This window comes from Georgenia wangjunii (assembly GCF_036421975.1).
Taxonomy (GTDB): domain Bacteria; phylum Actinomycetota; class Actinomycetes; order Actinomycetales; family Actinomycetaceae; genus Georgenia_A; species Georgenia_A wangjunii.
In genome coordinates this window covers 97,960-116,006 of record NZ_JAZGON010000006.1, presented here as the reverse complement: position 1 = coordinate 116,006, position 18,047 = coordinate 97,960, and the positions used below count along the sequence as shown (strand labels likewise).

The following is an 18,047-nucleotide window of genomic DNA, read 5'->3' as shown; positions in this document are numbered from 1 at the left end:
CCGCGAGCGAACTTCTGCCTGGTCATGCCCACGGGCGCGCGGATCCGCCCCGAGTTGAGGCCTGCACTTCTGCATGATCACGAACAATGGGGGTGGGGAGGGGTCAGCGGGCGAGCTTGGGCAGGACGTCGCGGCCGAACACCTCGAGCCACTCGGCCTGGTTGCGCCCCACGTTGTGAAGGTAGACGCGGTCGAAGCCGAGGTCGACGTACTTCTGGATCTCGGCGCGGTGGACGTCCGGGTCCGCCGAGATGACCATCCGGCCCGCGAAGTCCTCCTCGCGGACGAGCTTGGCGATCGCCGCGAAGTCGAACGGGGAGCGGATGTCCGCCTTGGGGAACTTCATGCCGCCGTTCGGCCACTCCGTCATGGCGTTCGCCATCGCCTCCTCGTCCGTCGGCGCCCAGGACAGGTGGAGCTGGAGGACGCGCGGCATCGTGCCCGGGTCCTTGCCGGCCTCGCGCGCGCCGGCGGCGAACTTCTCGAACAGCCCGCTGATCTTCTCCAGCGGCGCGCCGACCGTAATCAGCCCGTCGGCGTGCTTGCCGGCGCGCTTGGCGGTGACGGGTCCACCGGTGGCGACGAGGATCGGCGGGGCGACCTCGGGCATCGTCCACAGCCGGGTCGACTCGAGCTTGTAGTACGTGCCCGAGTGCTTCGTGTCCTTGCCGGCGAGCGAGGCGGTGAAGAGCTTGCGGATGATCTCGATGGCCTCGAACATCCGGTTGATGCGCTCGGGCGCCTCGGGCCAGTACCCGGCGACGACGTGCTCGTTGAGCGCCTCGCCCGAGCCGAGCCCGAGCCAGTGGCGCCCGGGGTACATCGCGGCCAGCGTCGCGCTGGCCTGGGCGACCATCGCGGGGTGCCAGCGGAAGGTGGGGGCCGTGACGCCGGGGCCGAGGTCCCCGCGCGTGCGCTCGGCGACGGCGGTGAGGACGTTCCACACGAACGCGCTCTGGCCCTGGGCGGGGGTCCAGGGCTGGAAGTGGTCCGCGGCCATGACGCCGGAGAAGCCGTGCTCCTCCGCGAGCGCGGAGTAGTCGACCGCCTCCGTGGGGTGGAACTGCTCGAGGGCGGCGGCGTATCCGATCGTCAGGCTCATGGTCCCCAGTCTCTCAGCACGGGCACGAGGGGTGCCCGCCGGACGACCACGGGGCCGCCGTGCTGTCCGGCACTACTTCCGCGCTGGCCGTCGCGTGCTGAACGTGACCGCCGTCATCCGCTCGGCGGCGACTTGTACTGCTCACGTTCAGTCATCCGCGGCCGGGGCGCCCGGACGTGGAAGAATCTCGCTCCATGACTGACGCGCACCCCTCCCGCCCCGACGCCACCTCGCTTCCCGCCGCTACGGTGCCGGACAAGGTGAGCCTCGACGGGCTCGAGCAGCGGTGGGACGCCCGGTGGGGCGAGCAGGGCACCTACGCCTTCGACCGCACCGCCGAGCGCGCCGACGTCTTCTCCATCGACACCCCGCCTCCCACCGTCTCCGGCTCGCTCCACGTCGGCCACGTCTTCTCCTACACGCACACCGACGTCGTCGCCCGGTTCCAGCGCATGCGGGGCAAGAAGGTCTTCTACCCGATGGGCTGGGACGACAACGGCCTGCCGACCGAGCGCCGCGTGCAGAACTACTTCGGCGTGCGCTGCGACCCGTCGCTGCCCTACGTCGAGGACTTCACCCCGCCCCACACCGGCGGGGAGGGCAAGAGCGTCAAGGCCGCGGACCAGGTGCCGATCTCGCGCAAGAACTTCGTCGAGCTGTGCGAGCGCCTCACCGCCGAGGACGAGCAGCAGTTCGAGGCGCTGTGGCGCCACCTCGGCCTCAGCGTCGACTGGTCGCACCACTACCAGACCATCGGCGCCGGCGCGCAGAAGGTCGCCCAGGCAGCGTTCCTGCGCAACCTCGCCCGCGGGGAGGCCTACCAGGCCGCCGCGCCCGGCCTGTGGGACGTGACGTTCCAGACGGCGGTCGCCCAGGCCGAGCTCGAGGCCCGGGACTACCCCGGCCACTACCACCGCGTGGGGTTCCATCTGCCCGCCGGCACCGCCGCGCCGGGTGCTGCGGGTGACGAGGCCGCCACGGGTGGCGCGGCAGACCGCGTGTACATCGAGACGACCCGCCCCGAGCTCCTGCCTGCCGTCGTCGCCCTCATCGCCCACCCCGACGACGAGCGCTACGCCCACCTCTTCGGCACGACCGTGACCTCCCCGCTCTTCGGCGTCGAGATCCCCGTCCTCGCCCACCCGGCGGCGGAGATGGACAAGGGCGCCGGCATCGCCATGTGCTGCACGTTCGGCGACCTCACCGACGTGCAGTGGTGGCGCGAGCTCGACCTGCCCACCCGACCCGTCGTGCGCCGCGACGGCCGGCTCGTCACCGACGTCCCCGCGTGGGTCACCGACTCCGGCGCGCGGGCCCTGTGGGCCGACGAGCTCGCTGGCAAGACGACGTTCAGCGCCCGGAAGGCGATCGTCGACGCCCTGCGCGCCACGGGTGACCTCGACGGCGAGCCCGTCGCGACCCAGCGCAAGACGAACTTCTTCGAGAAGGGCGACAAGCCGCTCGAGATCGTCACGTCGCGCCAGTGGTACATCCGCAACGGCGGCCGCCCCGCCACGGACGCCGACGGCGCCGACCTGCGCACCGCCCTCCTCGAGCGGGGGCGCGAGCTCGACTTCCACCCCGACTTCATGAAGGTCCGCTACGAGAACTGGGTCGGCGGGCTCAACTCCGACTGGCTCATCTCCCGCCAGCGCTTCTTCGGCGTCCCCATCCCCGTCTGGTACGGCCTCGACGCCGACGGCGAGGTCGACCACAACCACGTCCTCGTCCCCGACGAGGCGAGCCTGCCGGTCGACCCGAGCACCGACGTCCCGCCCGGCCACGACGCCTCCCAGCGCGGCCAGGCCGGCGGCTTCGTCGGCGAGGTCGACATCATGGACACGTGGGCGACGTCCTCCCTCACCCCCCAGATCGCCGGTGGCTGGCTGCGCGACGAGGACCTCTTCGCCCGCGTCTTCCCGATGGACCTGCGCCCCCAGGGCCAGGACATCATCCGGACGTGGCTGTTCTCCACGGTCGTGCGCGCGCACCTCGAGTTCGGCACCCTGCCGTGGCGGCACGCCGCGATCTCCGGGTGGATCCTCGACCCCGACCGCAAGAAGATGTCGAAGTCCAAGGGCAACGTCGTCACTCCGATGGACCTCCTCGTCGAGCACGGCTCCGACGCCGTCCGGTACTGGGCCGCCTCGGCGCGCCTCGGTACGGACGCCGCGTTCGAGGTCGGCCAGATGAAGATCGGGCGCCGCCTCGCGATCAAGGTGCTCAACGCCTCGAAGTTCGCGCTGACGATGGGCGGGGACGCCCCCGTGAGCCGGGACCCCGCCGCGGTGACCGAGCCCGTCGACCGCGCGATCCTCGCCGAGCTCGCGGACGTCGTCGAGCGCGCCACCGCCGCCCTCGAGCTCTTCGACCACACCCGGGCGCTCGAGGTGACCGAGACGTTCTTCTGGACGTTCTGCGACGACTACCTCGAGCTCGTCAAGGACCGCGCCTACGACTCCGAGGGCGCCTACGACGAGGCGGCCGTCGCGTCGGCGCGCAACGCGCTCGCCCTGACGATCGACGTCGTCCTGCGCCTGCTCGCCCCCGTCCTGCCCTTCGCCACCGAGGAGGTGTGGAGCTGGTGGCGGACCGGCTCGGTGCACGAGGCGTCGTGGCCGCAGGCCGCGCCGCTGCGCGAGGCCGCGCCCGACGGCGACCCCGCCGTCCTCCACGCGACCGGGCTCGCCCTCGCGGCGCTGCGCAAGGTCAAGTCCGAGGCCAAGGTCTCCCAGCGCACGACGTTCGCCCGGGCGCGCCTCACGCTGCCCGCGGCCGACGTCGCCCGGGTCCAGGCCGCCATCGGTGACCTCCGGGCCGCGGGTCGGGTGCGCGGGGACCTCGAGGTCCTCGGCGCCTCCGCCGCGGAGGGGGCCACGGTGAGCGCCCACGAGCTCGACGAGCCCCAGCCGCGCAAGGGCTGACGCACGGCTGGGCATGCGCGACCGGGTGGCGCACGTCCGGGCGCACGCGGCCGAGCACGGACAGGGGCCTGAGCCCGCGACGAGACGAAGGACGGGCATGAGCGAGGCAGCAACGGCGGGGCCGCCTGGCCGGCGCGAGGCGACGACCCCGGGCACGGGGACCCTCGGGCCCGAGATGTCGATCCCGTGGATCCTCGCCCGGCGCGTCTCCACGGCGGGCCAGGGCACGCTCTTCGAGCGCAAGTCCGCCCTTGGCAGCGGCTTCGTGCCGGTGACGGCGCAGCACTTCGCCGACGACGTCCTCGCGCTCGCGAAGGGGCTCGTCGCGCTCGGGGTCGCCCCGGGCGACCGCATCGCGATCATGAGCCGGACGAGCTACGAGTGGTCCCTCCTCGACTTCGCCACCTGGGCGGTCGGGGCCGTGCCGGTGCCGATCTACGAGACGTCCTCCGCCGAGCAGGTCGCGTGGATCACGGCCGACGCCGGTGTCCGTCTCGTCTTCACCGAGACCCACGCCCTCGCCGGCCTCGTGGAGCCTCTCGTCGACTCGGTCGAGACCCTCGAGCGGGTGCTCGTCATCGACACCGGCGCGATCACGGAGGTCGCCGCGGCCGGGACCGACGTCCCGGACGAGGAGGTCGCCCGGCGCAGCGCGGCGGTGACGGCGGACAGCCTCGCGACGATCATCTACACGTCCGGCACGACGGGGCGCCCCAAGGGCGTCGAGCTCACCCACGGCAACGTCGTCACCCTCGTCGTCAACGGCTCCGCCGACCCGGACCTCGCCCTGACGGTCGCCGGCGCCGACAAGCGCACCCTCGTCTTCATGCCGCTGGCGCACGTGTTCGCCCGGTTCGTCGAGGTGCTGTGCGTGTACTCGGGCGCGACGATGGGCCACGTCCCGGACGCGAAGAACCTCGTCGCGGACCTCGGCGCCTTCCGGCCGACGTTCCTCCTCGCCGTCCCGCGCGTCTTCGAGAAGGTCTACAACTCCGCCGACGCGAAGGCCGGCGCGGGTGCCAAGCAGCGGATCTTCCGCTGGGGCGCCAAGGTCGCCATCACGTACTCACGCGCGCTCGAGGCCGACGGCGGCCCCTCCCCCGCGCTCACGGCCCAGCACGCGCTCGCGACGCGGCTCGTCTACGGCAAGATCCGGGCCGCCATGGGCGGCGACCTCGCCTACGCGGTCTCGGGCGGAGCACCGCTCGGCGAGCGCCTCGGGCACTTCTTCCGCGGCATCGGCGTCGTCGTCCTCGAGGGCTACGGGCTCACCGAGGTCGGCGCGCCCACGACGGTGAACCGCCCGGGTCACGTGAAGATCGGGACGGTGGGCCAGCCCTACCCCGGGACGTCGGTGCGCATCGCCGACGACGGCCAGGTCCAGGTCCGCGGTCCGCACGTGTTCCGCGGCTACCACGGCAACCCCGAGGCGACGGCGGCCGCCTTCGACGGCGACTGGTTCGTCACCGGCGACCTCGGCACGATGGACGACGACGGTTACGTCCGCATCACCGGGCGGCAGAAGGAGATCATCGTCACGGCGGGCGGCAAGAACGTCGCGCCCGCGGTGCTCGAGGACCGCCTGCGCGGGCACCCGCTCGTCTCGCAGGTGGTCGTCGTCGGGGACGCGCAGCCGTTCATCGCCGCCCTCGTCACCCTCGACGCGGACATGCTGCCGGCGTGGCTCGCCAACCACTCCCTCCCGGCGATGGGCGTCGAGGACGCCGCGGCGCACCCGGAGGTGCTCGCCGCGCTCGACCGCGCCGTCGCCCGTGCGAACGAGGCCGTCTCGCGCGCCGAGTCGATCCGCAAGATCACCGTGCTGACGACCGACTTCACCGAGGCGAACGGCTACCTCACGCCGTCGATGAAGGTCAAGCGGGCGGCCGTGCTGCGCGACTTCGCCCGCGAGGTGGACGCGCTCTACGGCGGCTGAGCCCACGGCTCCCGCGGCGCACGGCGCTCCCGCCGCGCGGCGTGCCCTGCGGTCGCGCGTACCGGCTACATCCTCGCGCGGAGCACCTACGCCGTCGACGTGGCCGCGCGCGTCTCGGCGGCCTCGACGTGGTGGCGGATGACCTCGCCGACGATGAACGCGAGGAACTTCTCCGCGAAGACGGGGTCGAGGCCCGCCTCCTCGGCGAGGCCGCGCAGGCGGGCGATCTGCCGCGCCTCGCGCGAGGGGTCGGACGCGGGCAGGCCGAGCTCGGCCTTGAGGACGCCGACGCGCTGCGTGCACTTGAAGCGCTCCGCGAGGAGGTGCACGAGGGCGGCGTCGATGTTGTCGATGGTGCCGCGGGCGAGCGCGAGCTCGGGTGGTACGTCGGCACGGGCCTGGTCCGGATGGTCCTCGCTCATGGCGTCGATCCTAGGTCCGCCGGGCGGGATCCCGAACCGCCCGGTCCGTCGGCACGGCTGAGGATCACCGGCACTCAGCCGTCGTAGCGGTCCAGGACCACGTCGACCATCTCGGGCGCCACGGTCTCGCCCGGGAGGAGGAGCGGTGCGCTGACGACGTCCGCCCCGCACGCGGTCGCCAGGTCTGCGAAGTACCCGGGCGCGAGGAGGTAGGTGGCGACGACCACGCGGGCGCCGGGCCTCTCTTCGCGGGCCGCCGCGACGGCGTCGGGAAGGGCCGGCTGCACGGCGGAGATGTAGCCGCAGCGGACGGGCCGGTCCAGGAGGGCGCCGAGCATCTCACCCATGGCCTCGCAGTCCGCGACCGCCCGGGCGTCGGAGGAGCCCGCGGCCGCCAGCACCACGCTGTCGTCCGGCGCGAGGCCGGCGTCGTCGAGGCGGCGCGCGAGCCGGCGCGCGAGCCGGACGTCCGGGCCGAGCGCCCGCTGCACGGCCGCGTCGGTCGCGCGGCGGGCGGCGCGGGCCAGGTCGACGTGCACGTGGTAGCCCGCCGAGAGCAGCAGCGGCACGACCCGGACCCTGCGCTCGCCGATCTCGGCGAGGGTGGCGGGCACGTCAGGCTCCTGCACGTCCACGAACGACGGCACCACCGCGAGATCGCGCCGGCGCGCGGCGACGGCCTCGACGAGGGCGGCGATGGCACGCTGGCCCGCGCGGGAGGACGTGCCGTGCGAGCACGCGAGCAGCACGGGGGGCTCGGCAGGCGGCTCCACGGCCGACGTCTCCGCGGCGGGTGGCCGCTCAGCGGTGGCGAGAGCGTTCACGCAGCGATGCCGATCTCGACGCAACGGTCGACGACCCGCGTCGGGTACGTCCGCAGGTGCAGCTCGGGGTTGGTGTAGCACTCACCCGTGGCGAGGTCGTAGACCTGCTTGTGCAGCGGGGAGGCGATCGTGGCGCGCTCCGCGCCAGCGACGACCTTCGACCCCGTGATCCCGCGCGCGATGACGTGGGAGCCGGTGGCCGGGTCGCGGTGGCCCACTGCGTGGACCTCGCCCGGCGAGAGCCGGAACAGGGCCACCTGCTCACCACCCACCCAGGCCACCTCGCCCCAGGCGTCCTCGAGGTCGTCGAGATGGCAGACGCGGTGCCACTCGATCGTCCGCGCGGCTCGGGCCGGCTCAATCAGCAGCTCGGTCATCTCGTGCTCCCGTTCCTCGTCTTCTCGCCGGCCCCGCGCCGAACGATGTCGAAGCTACGCACGCTGTGTTTCCGGCCGGGCAGCGCTCTGTTGCGCTCCGGTGAACTTCCCCTCACCACGGTCGTGGGGCGCGGTTACCGGCGCGTAACACGGGGGACACGACGGGGTGACGGTGGAGAAATCCCGCGCGGTTACGTTCGGTCTCACCCGTCGTCAGGAGATCGCCATCATGACCAGCACCTCGACCCGCCCGCGCGAGATCGTCGTCGTGGGCGGCGGACCGGCCGCGCACCGCTTCGTCGAAGCCATGTGCGCCCGTGACCTCACGGGCGTGCGGCTCACCGTCCTCGCCGAGGAGGACCACCTGCCCTACGACCGGGTGGCGCTGAGCAGGGCGCTGTCCGGGCAGCTCGACCTCACCCTCGGCGACCCCGCCCTGTGGCAGAACCCGCAGGTCCAGCTGCGCACGGGCGAGCGTGCGACCGAGATCGACCTCGCGGCGCGGGTCGTGCGCACCGCGTCGGCCGAGCTGCCCTTCGACGACGTCGTCCTCGCGACCGGCTCGGACGCCGCCCGGCTGTCCATCCCCGGGGCCGAGCACAGCCACGTCTACCGGACGCTCGAGGACGTGACCACCCTGACGGCCGAGGTGGGCCGGCTGTCCGCGACGCTCGGGCGAGCGCCCCGCGCCGTCGTCATCGGCGGCGGCCTGCTCGGTCTGGAGGCAGCCGGCGGGCTGCAGGGGCTCGGCGCGGAAGCCGCGGTCGTCAACGTCGGCCCGTGGCTCATGAACGCCCAGCTCGACGAGGGCGCGGGCGAGGCGCTCGGCCGGCTCATCTCCCGCACCGGCATCGCCGTGCACTGCGGCGTCGTGCCGACCGCGATCTCCGTGGGCGAGGACGGCGCCGTCGACGGGGTGGAGCTCGCGGACGGGGAACCGCTGCCCGCGGACCTCGTCGTCGTCGCCATCGGCGTCCGGCCCCGCGACGAGCTGGCACGCGGAGCCGAGCTCGAGCTCGGGCCGCGCGGCGGCGTCGTCATCGACGAGCGGTGCGCGAGCGCCGCCCCGGGGGTGTGGGCCATCGGGGAGGTCGCCAACTTCGAGGGCCGGTGCGTGGGCCTCGTCGCCCCCGCGAACACCATGGCTGAGGTCTGCGCCGACAACCTCCACGGCGGGACGGCGACGTTCCCGGGTTTCGACACCGCCACCAAGCTCAAGCTCTCCGGCGTGGACGTGGCGAGCTTCGGCGACGCCTTCGGCGCGTCCGAGGGCTGCCTCGAGATCGTCTACGCCGACCCGGCGCGCGGGACGTACCAGAAGGTCGTCGTCACCGACGACGCCAAGACGCTGCTGGGCGGCATCTTCGTCGGTGACGCCACTCCCTACACGTCGCTGCGCCCCCTGCTCGGCCGCGAGCTGCCCGCCGAACCGGGCGCCTACCTCTCCGCCGCCGGCAGCGGCGTCCCGGAGGGCGACCTGCCCGACGACGCGGTCCTGTGCTCGTGCAACAACGTGTCCGTGGGGACGGTCCGCTCGGCCGTCCACGGCGACGGCGGCGAGCCGTGCCACGAGATCGCCGCCCTCAAGACGTGCACCCGGGCCGGCACCCAGTGCGGGTCCTGCGTCCCCATGCTCAAGAAGCTTCTCGACGGCGAGCTGACCAAGAGCGGGCTGACGGTCTCCAAGGCACTGTGCGAGCACGTCGGCCACTCCCGCGCCGAGCTCTTCGAGGCCGTGCGTGCCCTGGGGCTCACCTCATTCGAGGAGGTCATGCAGCGGTTCGGGACCGGCCGGGGCTGTGACATCTGCAAGCCGGTGATCGCCTCCATCCTCGCCTCGCTGCGCAGCGAGTACGTGCTCGACGCCGGGCGCGGCGCTCTGCAGGACACGAACGACCGGGCGCTGGCGAACATGCAGAAGGACGGCACCTACTCGGTCGTCCCGCGGATCCCCGGTGGTGAGATCACGCCGGCCAAGCTCGCGGTCATCGCCCAGGTCGCGGCTGACTTCGGGCTGTACACGAAGATCACGGGCGCCCAGCGGATCGACATGTTCGGTGCCCGCCTCGAGCAGCTGCCCGACATCTGGAAGATCCTCGTCGAGGCCGGTTTCGAGTCCGGTCAGGCGTACGGGAAGTCGCTGCGCGCGGTGAAGTCGTGCGTGGGGTCGACGTGGTGCCGCTTCGGCGTGCAGGACTCGGTCTCCATGGCGATCGGGCTCGAGCTGCGGTACCGCGGCCTGCGCGCCCCGCACAAGCTCAAGATCGGCGTCTCGGGGTGCGCGCGCGAGTGTGCCGAGGCACGGGGCAAGGACATCGGGGTCATCGCCACCGAGAGTGGCTGGAACCTCTACGTGGGCGGCAACGGCGGCTTCCAACCGGTCCATGCGCAGCTCCTCGCCACGGACCTCGACGACGAGACGCTCATCCGCTACATCGACCGCTACCTCATGTACTACATCCGCACCGCCGACCGGCTGCAGCGCACGGCCCGCTGGATGGAGGAGCTCGACGGCGGCATCGACCACGTGCACCGGGTGGTGATCGAGGACTCCCTCGGGATCGGCGCCGATCTCGAGGCGGCCATGGCCACGCACGTCGACCACTACGAGGACGAGTGGGCCGCCACCCTGGCGGACCCGGACCGGCTGCGCCGGTTCCGGTCGTTCGTCAACGCCCCGCCCGTCGCCGACGACCCGGGCGCCTACGTCATCGAGCGCGACCAGCGACGCCCCGCCACGGTGGCCGAGCGCGCCGGCGACCTCGGGCCCGGGATCGTCCCGGCCGGGCCGGCACCCCGCGGGCCGGTCGTCGTCGCCGGTCCGGGCATCCCGGTCCGCAACGCGAACCAGGAGGCCTGAGCGATGCACCTCGAGGCCGACCTCAGGGGTCGCACCGTCCTCGTCCTCGGCGCCGCCCACGCGTCCCGGCGCGTCCTGCGCCGGTACACCCACGCCGGTGCCGTGGTGCGCGCCGTCACCTCTCCGGCGGAGCTGGCCGCCGCCCGCCTCGACGGCATCGCCCTCGTCGTCGCCGTCAGCGACGGGAACCCCGGGTGGTCCGGGGTGACCCAGCGGCTGGGCGCTCGTCACCTCGTCGTCACGGAGAAGGCCGCGGCACCCGGTGGGCAGATCGTGCTCGTCGGCGGTGGTCCCGGGGTCGAGGAGCTCCTCACCGTCGCGGCGCGTGAGGCGCTGCGCGAGGCCGACGTCGTCCTGTTCGACCGGCTCGCCCCGCACGAGAACCTCAGCACCCTCACCCAGGGCGCCGAGCTCATCGACGTCGGCAAGCGCCCCGGGCACCACGCGGTCCCCCAGCGCGACATCGAGGCGCTCATGATCGACCACGCCCGTGCCGGGCAGACCGTCGTGCGGCTCAAGGGTGGCGATCCCTACGTCTTCGGCAGGGGCGGGGAGGAGGTCGCGGCGGCGGCGGCGGCCGGCATCCCCGTGACGGTGGTGCCGGGCGTGACGAGCTCGATCTCCGTGCCGGGCGCGGTCGGGATCCCGGTCACGCACCGGGAGGTGAGCCACCTCTTCACCGTCGTGTCCGGGCACGCCCCGCTCACCGACGCCGAGCACGAGCACCTCGCCGGCCTCGGGGGCACGATCGTCGTGCTCATGGGCATCGGCACGCTCAACCAGCTCACCTGGGGGCTCCTCCGTGCCGGCATGGGTCCCTCGACCCCGCTCGCCGTCGTCGAGCGCGGCTACCGCGCGGACCAGGCGACGACGTACACGACGCTGAGCGAGGCCGTCGGCTCCGGCACCCTCGCGGCGTGCGCCTCCCCCGCCGTCGTCGTCATCGGCGAGGTGGTGCGGCTGGGCCGGGACTGCCCGCAGGAGATCGCGGCGCTCCTCCCGACGCCGGCGGGCGGCGTGGGCGTCGTATGACCACGACCACCGACGGCGGCGCTGCCGTCGCCGACTTCCGGCCCGACCAGCTCGCGGGCTTCCGCATCGGGGTGACGTCCGACCGCCGCGCGGAGGACCTCATCGCCGCGCTGGAGCGGCGGGGCGCCCACGTCCTGCACGCTCCCGCCCTGCGCATCGCCCCCGTCGCCGAGGACGTCCGCCTCGTCGAGGACACACGCTCCGTCCTCGCCGCCCGGCCCGCGGTCACCGTCGTCACCACGGCCTACGGGATGCGCCGCTGGACCGAGGCCGCCGACGCCGCGGGCCTCGGCGAGGAGCTCATGCGGACGCTGGAGGCCTCACGGATCTACACGCGCGGGCCGAAGGCCCGCGGTGCCGTCCGGGCGGCCGGTCTCGACGACGTCGGGATCGCCGAGGACGAACGGACGTCCTCCGTCATCGACATGCTCCTCGCGGAGGGAGTCGCGGGGCGGACGGTCGTCGTCCAGCTCCACGGCTACACCGACGGCGAGCAGCTCCGCCGGCTCACCGACGCGGGGGCCACGGTGCTCACCGTGGAGCCGTACCGCTGGGTCAAGCCCGACGGTGCGGACCGGCTCCCCCGGCTCATCGAGGCCGCGTGCGCCCGGAACCTCGACGTCGTGACCTTCACCTCCGCCCCGGCGGTGGACGCGCTGCTCAGCACCGCCGGGGAGCTCGGGCTCGCCGAGAACCTCGTCCAGGCGCTGCGCACCGACGTCGTCGCGGCTGCCGTCGGCCCCGTGACGGCCGGGCCGCTCCGCGCGGCCGGCGTGGAGCCGATCGTGCCCGAGCGGTTCCGGATGGGCGCGCTCATCCGGCTCGTGTGCGAGCACCTCGCGCTCCATCACGTCACGGAGGCCGCGACCGTGCTGGGGCCGGTCCAGATCCGCGGGTGCTCCGTCGTGCTCGGCTCGCGCGTCACCACGCTCGCTCCCGCACCGCTCGCGCTCTTCCGGGCACTGGCCGGCGCCCGCGGCGGCATCCTCACCCGGCAGCAGCTCATGGCGCACCTGCCCGGCACGCCCAGCGCCCACGCCCTCGACATGGCGATCGCCCGCCTGCGGCAGTCGCTGCCGGAGCCCGAGCTCGTCACCACGGTCGTCAAGCGTGGCTACCGCCTCAACGGCTAGCCAGCCGGTCGCCCCCGGGGCTGGTCGACCGGTGCGTCGCGCGGACCTCACCACGGTGATCCGGCGTGGTGAGGCACCAGTGATGAGGGCGTAACGAGGTGAGACCTACGGCGAAACACGGCCCGCCTAGTTTCGGTCCACGACGCCCCTGAGGGAGGACACCATGAGCATCGACGAGGCCCCCACAACGGCCACGGCCACCGCCACGCTGAGCGCCGGCCCGCTGACCACCGACGCCGCGGCGCCGGCGCACCGTCCGACGACGATGATCACGTTCCGGCCGGGCCGGTGGATCGACGGCTGGGACGCCGAGGACGTGCCGTTCTGGAACCGGCAGGGCAGGGCGATCGCCCGCACGAACCTGCGCTGGTCGGTGCTGTGCGAGTTCCTCGGCTTCGTCGTCTGGCAGCTGTGGTCCGTCGTCGCGGTCCAGCTCCCCGCGGCGGGCTTCGACCTCACCTCCGCGCAGATCTTCTGGCTCATCTCCATGCCGAGCCTCGTGGGGGCGACGCTACGCATCCCCTACACGTTCATGGTCCCGCTGCTCGGCGGACGGAACTGGACCGTCATCTCCTGCCTCCTGCTGCTCCTGCCCACCGCCGGTCTCGCGGTCGCGGTCGCGGACCCGGGCACCTCGTTCGGTGCGCTGCTCGCCCTCGCCGGCCTGGCGGGGTTCGGCGGCGGCAACTTCGCCAGCTCGATGGCCAACATCACGTACTTCTACCCCAAGCGGGAGAAGGGGTACGCCCTCGGCCTCAACGCCGCCGGCGGGAACCTCGGCGCGGCCGTGGCCCAGCTCGTCGTCCCCGTCGTCATCACCGCCGGCGCGGCGCTGACGCTCAACCTGCCACTGGCCGGGCTGGTGTGGATCCCGCTCATCCTCCTCGCCGCGTGGGGGGCCGGGAGGAAGATGCACAACCTCTCGCACGCCCGCGGCGACCTCACCGGCTCCCTCGCCGCCCTGCGCGAGCCGCACCTGTGGGTCATGGCCTTCCTGTACATCGGCACGTTCGGGTCCTTCATCGGCTTCTCGGCCGTGTTCCCCAAGCTCATCGGTGACGTCTTCCCGGAGTTCTCCTCCTTCGCCGTCGGCGGGGCCGCCCTCTCCCTGGCGTTCCTCGGCCCGCTCGTGGGCTCGCTCACCCGCCCGTGGGGAGGCAAGGTCGCGGACCGGTTCGGCGGGGCGCGGATGACCGTGCTCGCCCTCGCCGTCATGGCGCTCGTCGCCATGGCCGTGGCCGTCGTGCTCACGCTCGGCGTCGCGAGCTTCTGGCTCTTCCTCGTCCTCTTCCTCGCCCTGTTCACTGCCAGCGGGTTCGGCAACGGCGCCGCGTACACGATGATCCCGACGATCTTCGCCGTGCGGGGCCGGAGGCTCGGAGGTGTTGCGGGGGTGAGCAGCGAGCGGACGGCCTCGGCGGCCCTCGGTCTCGTCTCCGCCATCGGCGCCTACGGCGGCTTCGTCGTCCCCCAGGTGCTCAGCGCCTCGATCACCGCCACGGGCGGCTACCACACCGCGTTCTACGGCTTCGTCGGGGTCTACTTGCTCATGCTCGCGGTCGCGTGGCTGTGCTACCTGCGCCCCGGCTCCGAGCTCGCGCGGGCGGGGGTGTGAACGCCATGGCCACCGACACGCACTGCCCCTACTGCGCGCTCCAGTGCGCGATGACCCTCAGCGCCGGCGCCGCCCCGGAGGTGAGCGGCCGGGACTTCCCCACGAACCGCGGCGGCCTGTGCCGCAAGGGCTGGACCTCGACGTCGCTTCTCGCCTCGCCGGAGCGCCTCACCACGCCGCTCCTCCGGGGCGTCGACGGCGAGCTCCACCCGGTGGGCTGGGACGAGGCCCTGGACCGGGCGGTCGACGCCGTGCGCACGAGCCAGACCCGGCACGGCAACGACTCCGTCGGGGTCTTCGGCAGCGGCGGCCTGACGAATGAGAAGGCCTACCAGCTGGGCAAGTTCGCCCGGGTGGCGCTCGGGACCCGCCACATCGACTACAACGGCCGGTTCTGCATGTCCTCGGCCGCAGCGGCCGCGAACCGGGCCTTCGGGCTCGACCGCGGCCTCCCCTTCCCCGTCTCCGACCTCGACGACGCGGCGACCGTGCTCCTGCTCGGCTCCAACGTGGCGGACACGATGCCGCCCTTCGTGCAGCACCTCGCCGGTGCCCGGGGGCGCGGGGGTCTCGTCGTCGTCGACCCTCGGCGCTCCGCCACGGCGGCACTGACGGCCGACGGGGCGGGCCTGCACCTGCAGCCCACGCCCGGGACGGACCTGGCCCTGCTGCTGGGGCTGGCGCACGTCGTCGTCCACGAGGGCCTCGTCGACACCCGGTACGTCGAGACGCGCACCACCGGCTACGGCGCGCTGCTGGCGACCCTCAGCGCGTGGTGGCCCCAGCGGGTACAGGCCGTCACCGGGGTGCCCGCCGAGCTCGTCCGGGAGACGGCGCACCGCCTCGCGGCCGGTGCCCGCGCGGGCGCCGGGGCGAGGGCTGGGGCCGGCGGGACGTACATCCTCACGGGCCGAGGCGTCGAGCAGCACGTGGACGGCACGGACACGACGACGGCGGCGATCAACCTCGCGCTCCTCCTCGGCCTGCCCGGCACCGCGCACAGCGGGTACGGGACGCTGACCGGCCAGGGGAACGGGCAGGGCGGGCGCGAGCACGGCCAGAAGGCGGACCAGCTGCCCGGCTACCGCTCGATCACGGACCCGGCTGCCCGGGCGCACGTCGCCGAGGTCTGGGGGGTGCCGGCCGAGTCGCTGCCTGGCCCGGGGGTGTCCGCCACCGAGATGCTCATGTCGCTCGGACGGCCCGGCGGGGTGCGGTGCCTGTTCGTCCACGGTTCCAACGTGGCCGTCTCGGCGCCGGATGCCGGCGCGGTGCAGGACGCCCTCGGCCGCCTCGACTTCCTCGTCGTCGCCGACTTCTTCCTCTCGGAGACCGCCGCCCGGGCCGACCTCGTCCTGCCGGTGGCCCAGTGGGCCGAGGAGGAGGGCACGATGACCAACCTCGAGGGTCGGGTCATCCGGCGCCGCCGGGCGCTGCTCCCGCCGCCCGAGGTGCGGGACGAGCTCTGGCTCCTCGCCGCGCTCGCCGAGCGGCTCGGTGCGCCCTCGTCGTTCAGCGCCGACCCGGAGGAGGTCTTCGCCGAGCTCGCCCGCGCCTCCGCGGGTGGGCGGGCGGACTACTCGGGCATCGACTACGCGCTCCTCGAGTCCGGTGCCGCGGTGCACTGGCCCTGCCCCACCGGCTCGGCGGGGACGCCCCGGCTCTTCCTCGACGCCTTCGCCCACGACGACGGCCGGGCCAAGCTCGTCCCGGTCTCACCTGCACGGGTGCCGGACCGTCAGCACCGCGAGGGGGCGCTCGTGCTCGTCACGGGGCGGTTGCTCGAGCACTACCAGTCCGGCAGCCAGACGCGCCGCGTCCCCGACCTCGTGGGGGCCCAGCCGGAGCCGCGCCTCGAGATCCACCCGACGACGGCCGCGCGGCTGGGCGTCGTGGACGGCCAGTGGGTGGACGTCACGAGCGCCCGCGGCGTGGCGCAGGGCCGGGTCCGGGTGACGACCGGCATCCGCCCGGACACCGCCTTCCTCCCCTTCCACTTCGCCGGCGCGCAGACGGCCAACCTCGTGACCGAGGCCGCGACGGACCCGGTGTCCGGGATGCCGGAGTTCAAGGCGACCGCGGTGCGGGTCAGCGCGCGAGCGGTGCAGCCGGCATGAGCGCCGTCACCGGGCTCACCCCGGAGCGGGTCGTCGTCGTCGGCTACGGCCCCGTCGCCTCGCGCCTCGTCGACGAGCTGCTGCCGGCGGTCCGGGCCGGCAAGGTCGAGCTGCTCGTCCTCGGCGAGGAGGAGCGGCCGGCCTACAACCGGGTCCTCGTGGCGGAGGTCGCGGTGGGCCGCACCACGCCGGAGGCCATCACGCTGGCCGACCCCACGGAGCTCTCCCGTGCCGGGGTGCAGGTGGAGCTCGGCGTGCGCGTCGGTGCCCTGGACAGGGAGCGCCGGCAGGTGCTGCTGAGCGACGGGCGGACCGCGCGCTACGACCGACTCGTCCTCGCCACCGGGGCACGCGCCGCCGTGCCCTCGCTCGCCGGCATCCGCCCCACCGAGGACAGGCTCCCGACGGGGGTCACTGCGCTGCGCGACCTCGCCGACGCAGCACGGCTCCGGGCGGCCGTGCGCGAGCGGCGCCGGATCGTCGTGCTCGGCGGTGGGATCCTCGGTCTGGAGGCTGCGCTCGCCGCCTCCGAGGAGGGCGCGGACGTGACGCTCGTCCACTCCGGTCCCGGCCCCATGGCGCGCCAGCTCGACCGCGGCGGCGCGAGCGTCCTCACCGCCGCGCTGCGCGCGCAGGGGGTGCGGGTCATCGCCGGTGCGAGAGCCGCCGGCGTGACGACCGAGCCCGGCCCCGACGGGCTACCCCGGTTCCGCGCCCTCGTGCTCGACGACGGCACGGAGGTCGAGGGCGAGGCGCTCCTCCTCTCCTGCGGCGTGCGTCCGCGGGTCGAGCTCGCGCGGGCCGCCGGGCTGCAGGTGATCACCGGCGTCGTCGTCGACCACGAGCTCCGGGCGGATCCCGAAGGACGGGTGCTCGCGCTCGGCGACTGCGCCGAGATCCGGTGCTCCGCGCCTGGCTGCACGCGGTGCACGGGCCACGGGCCGTCGGGGCTCATCGGCCCGGGCTGGCGCCAGGCCGAGTGGCTCGCGGCGCGGCTCACGGCGGCAGCGGGTGCTGGCGCGGGCGGGGCCGGTGCTGCCGGTGGGGCGCCCGCGGGCGCGGACGCAGACGCCGGCATGAGCGCGGAGGGACCCGGCGTCATCCTCCTCAAGTCCCGCTCGGTCGACCTCGCGGCCGCCGGGAACGTGGCCCCCGAGCCGTGGGACGTCGAGGACGACCCCGCGGGTGCGCCGCCGGTGCACGTCGCCCAGTGGGCGGACCCGCAGCACGGGCGCTACGTCAAGATGGTGACCCGCGACGGCGTGCTCGAGGGCATGGTCTGCGTGGGCATGCCGCGCACCGCCGCCGAGCTCGTCCTGCTCTTCGAGCGCCGCGCGGAGCTTCCCGCGGACCGCACCAGCCTGCTGCGCCTCGACGCGGCCGACGAGCCGGCCGTGGCGGCGTCCGGGCCGGAGCGCACGGTGTGCCGCTGCACGGGCGCCACACTCGGCAGCATCGACGAGGCGATCGGCCCGGGGTGCGACACGGTGGCCGCCGTCGGCCGGGCCACTCGCGCGGGGACGGGTTGCGGCGGCTGCCACTCGACGATTCGGGAGCGGCTGGCCGCTTGGGGCGCTGCGCAGGCGGCCAAGGCGACAGCGGCCACGGCGACAGCGACGGCGAGCGGGCAACCGGCGCTCCCGGCCGGCCTTTCGACGTAGTCCTGGGACCGGGCAGCACGAGGCCCCCGCCCGCAGGGGCGAGG

12 protein-coding genes are annotated in these 18,047 nt (G+C 74.0%); 8 read left to right on the top strand and 4 right to left on the bottom strand.

Annotated elements, in window-relative coordinates; all coding sequences use genetic code 11:
- Window positions 1–103: 103 nt before the first annotated feature.
- Complete coding sequence (locus V2J63_RS10660) at window positions 104–1,102, bottom strand: TIGR03557 family F420-dependent LLM class oxidoreductase (RefSeq protein WP_331231013.1); 999 nt, start codon at window positions 1,100–1,102, stop codon at window positions 104–106.
- A 194-nt stretch (window positions 1,103–1,296) separates the two neighbouring features.
- On the opposite strand from V2J63_RS10660, the gene valS reads away from it, so the two are divergent.
- Window positions 1,297–4,026 carry a valine--tRNA ligase gene (gene valS, locus V2J63_RS10655; protein WP_331231012.1) on the top strand — a complete coding sequence of 910 codons (2,730 nt, stop codon included), beginning with the start codon at window positions 1,297–1,299 and terminating at the stop codon, window positions 4,024–4,026.
- A gap of 97 nt (window positions 4,027–4,123) precedes the next feature.
- Complete coding sequence (locus V2J63_RS10650; RefSeq protein WP_434056314.1) at window positions 4,124–5,962, top strand: AMP-dependent synthetase/ligase; 1,839 nt, start codon at window positions 4,124–4,126, stop codon at window positions 5,960–5,962.
- A gap of 86 nt (window positions 5,963–6,048) precedes the next feature.
- Here the strand turns inward: V2J63_RS10650 and V2J63_RS10645 are convergent, their stop codons facing one another.
- The 3 genes from V2J63_RS10645 to nirD all read right to left on the bottom strand — a co-directional run bounded on the left by V2J63_RS10645 (window position 6,049) and on the right by nirD (window position 7,585).
- On the bottom strand, window positions 6,049–6,384 hold the full coding sequence (locus V2J63_RS10645; RefSeq protein WP_331231011.1) for a chorismate mutase: 336 nt from the start codon (window positions 6,382–6,384) through the stop codon (window positions 6,049–6,051).
- Window positions 6,385–6,458: 74 nt separating this feature from the next.
- Window positions 6,459–7,208, bottom strand: coding sequence for a sirohydrochlorin chelatase (locus tag V2J63_RS10640; RefSeq protein WP_331231010.1), 750 nt, complete (start codon window positions 7,206–7,208; stop codon window positions 6,459–6,461).
- Window positions 7,205–7,585 carry a nitrite reductase small subunit NirD gene (gene nirD / locus V2J63_RS10635; RefSeq protein WP_331231009.1) on the bottom strand — a complete coding sequence of 127 codons (381 nt, stop codon included), beginning with the start codon at window positions 7,583–7,585 and terminating at the stop codon, window positions 7,205–7,207. The genes V2J63_RS10640 and nirD overlap by 4 nt, the downstream gene beginning before the upstream one ends.
- Before the next feature lie 229 nt (window positions 7,586–7,814).
- Between nirD and nirB the strand changes: the two genes are divergently transcribed.
- The 6 genes from nirB (at window position 7,815) to V2J63_RS10605 (ending at window position 18,003) form a co-directional block, all read left to right on the top strand.
- Window positions 7,815–10,445, top strand: a complete 2,631-nt coding sequence (nirB, locus tag V2J63_RS10630; protein ID WP_434056313.1) for a nitrite reductase large subunit NirB — start codon at window positions 7,815–7,817, stop codon at window positions 10,443–10,445.
- A gap of 3 nt (window positions 10,446–10,448) precedes the next feature.
- Window positions 10,449–11,477: a uroporphyrinogen-III C-methyltransferase gene (gene cobA / locus V2J63_RS10625; protein ID WP_331231008.1), complete on the top strand. Its 1,029-nt coding sequence runs from the start codon at window positions 10,449–10,451 to the stop codon at window positions 11,475–11,477.
- Window positions 11,474–12,610 (top strand): uroporphyrinogen-III synthase, encoded by a 1,137-nt coding sequence (locus tag V2J63_RS10620; protein ID WP_331231007.1) that lies wholly within the window; start codon window positions 11,474–11,476, stop codon window positions 12,608–12,610. Before cobA ends, V2J63_RS10620 begins: the two co-directional genes overlap by 4 nt.
- A gap of 163 nt (window positions 12,611–12,773) precedes the next feature.
- The gene (locus tag V2J63_RS10615; RefSeq protein WP_434056312.1) at window positions 12,774–14,225 is read left to right on the top strand and encodes an MFS transporter; all 1,452 of its coding nucleotides are present in this window, start codon (window positions 12,774–12,776) and stop codon (window positions 14,223–14,225) included.
- 5 nt (window positions 14,226–14,230) lie between these two features.
- Window positions 14,231–16,342 carry a molybdopterin oxidoreductase family protein gene (locus tag V2J63_RS10610; RefSeq protein ID WP_331231006.1) on the top strand — a complete coding sequence of 704 codons (2,112 nt, stop codon included), beginning with the start codon at window positions 14,231–14,233 and terminating at the stop codon, window positions 16,340–16,342.
- Window positions 16,339–18,003 (top strand): FAD-dependent oxidoreductase, encoded by a 1,665-nt coding sequence (locus V2J63_RS10605; protein ID WP_331231005.1) that lies wholly within the window; start codon window positions 16,339–16,341, stop codon window positions 18,001–18,003. The genes V2J63_RS10610 and V2J63_RS10605 overlap by 4 nt, the downstream gene beginning before the upstream one ends.
- The last annotated feature ends 44 nt before the right edge of the window (window positions 18,004–18,047 follow it).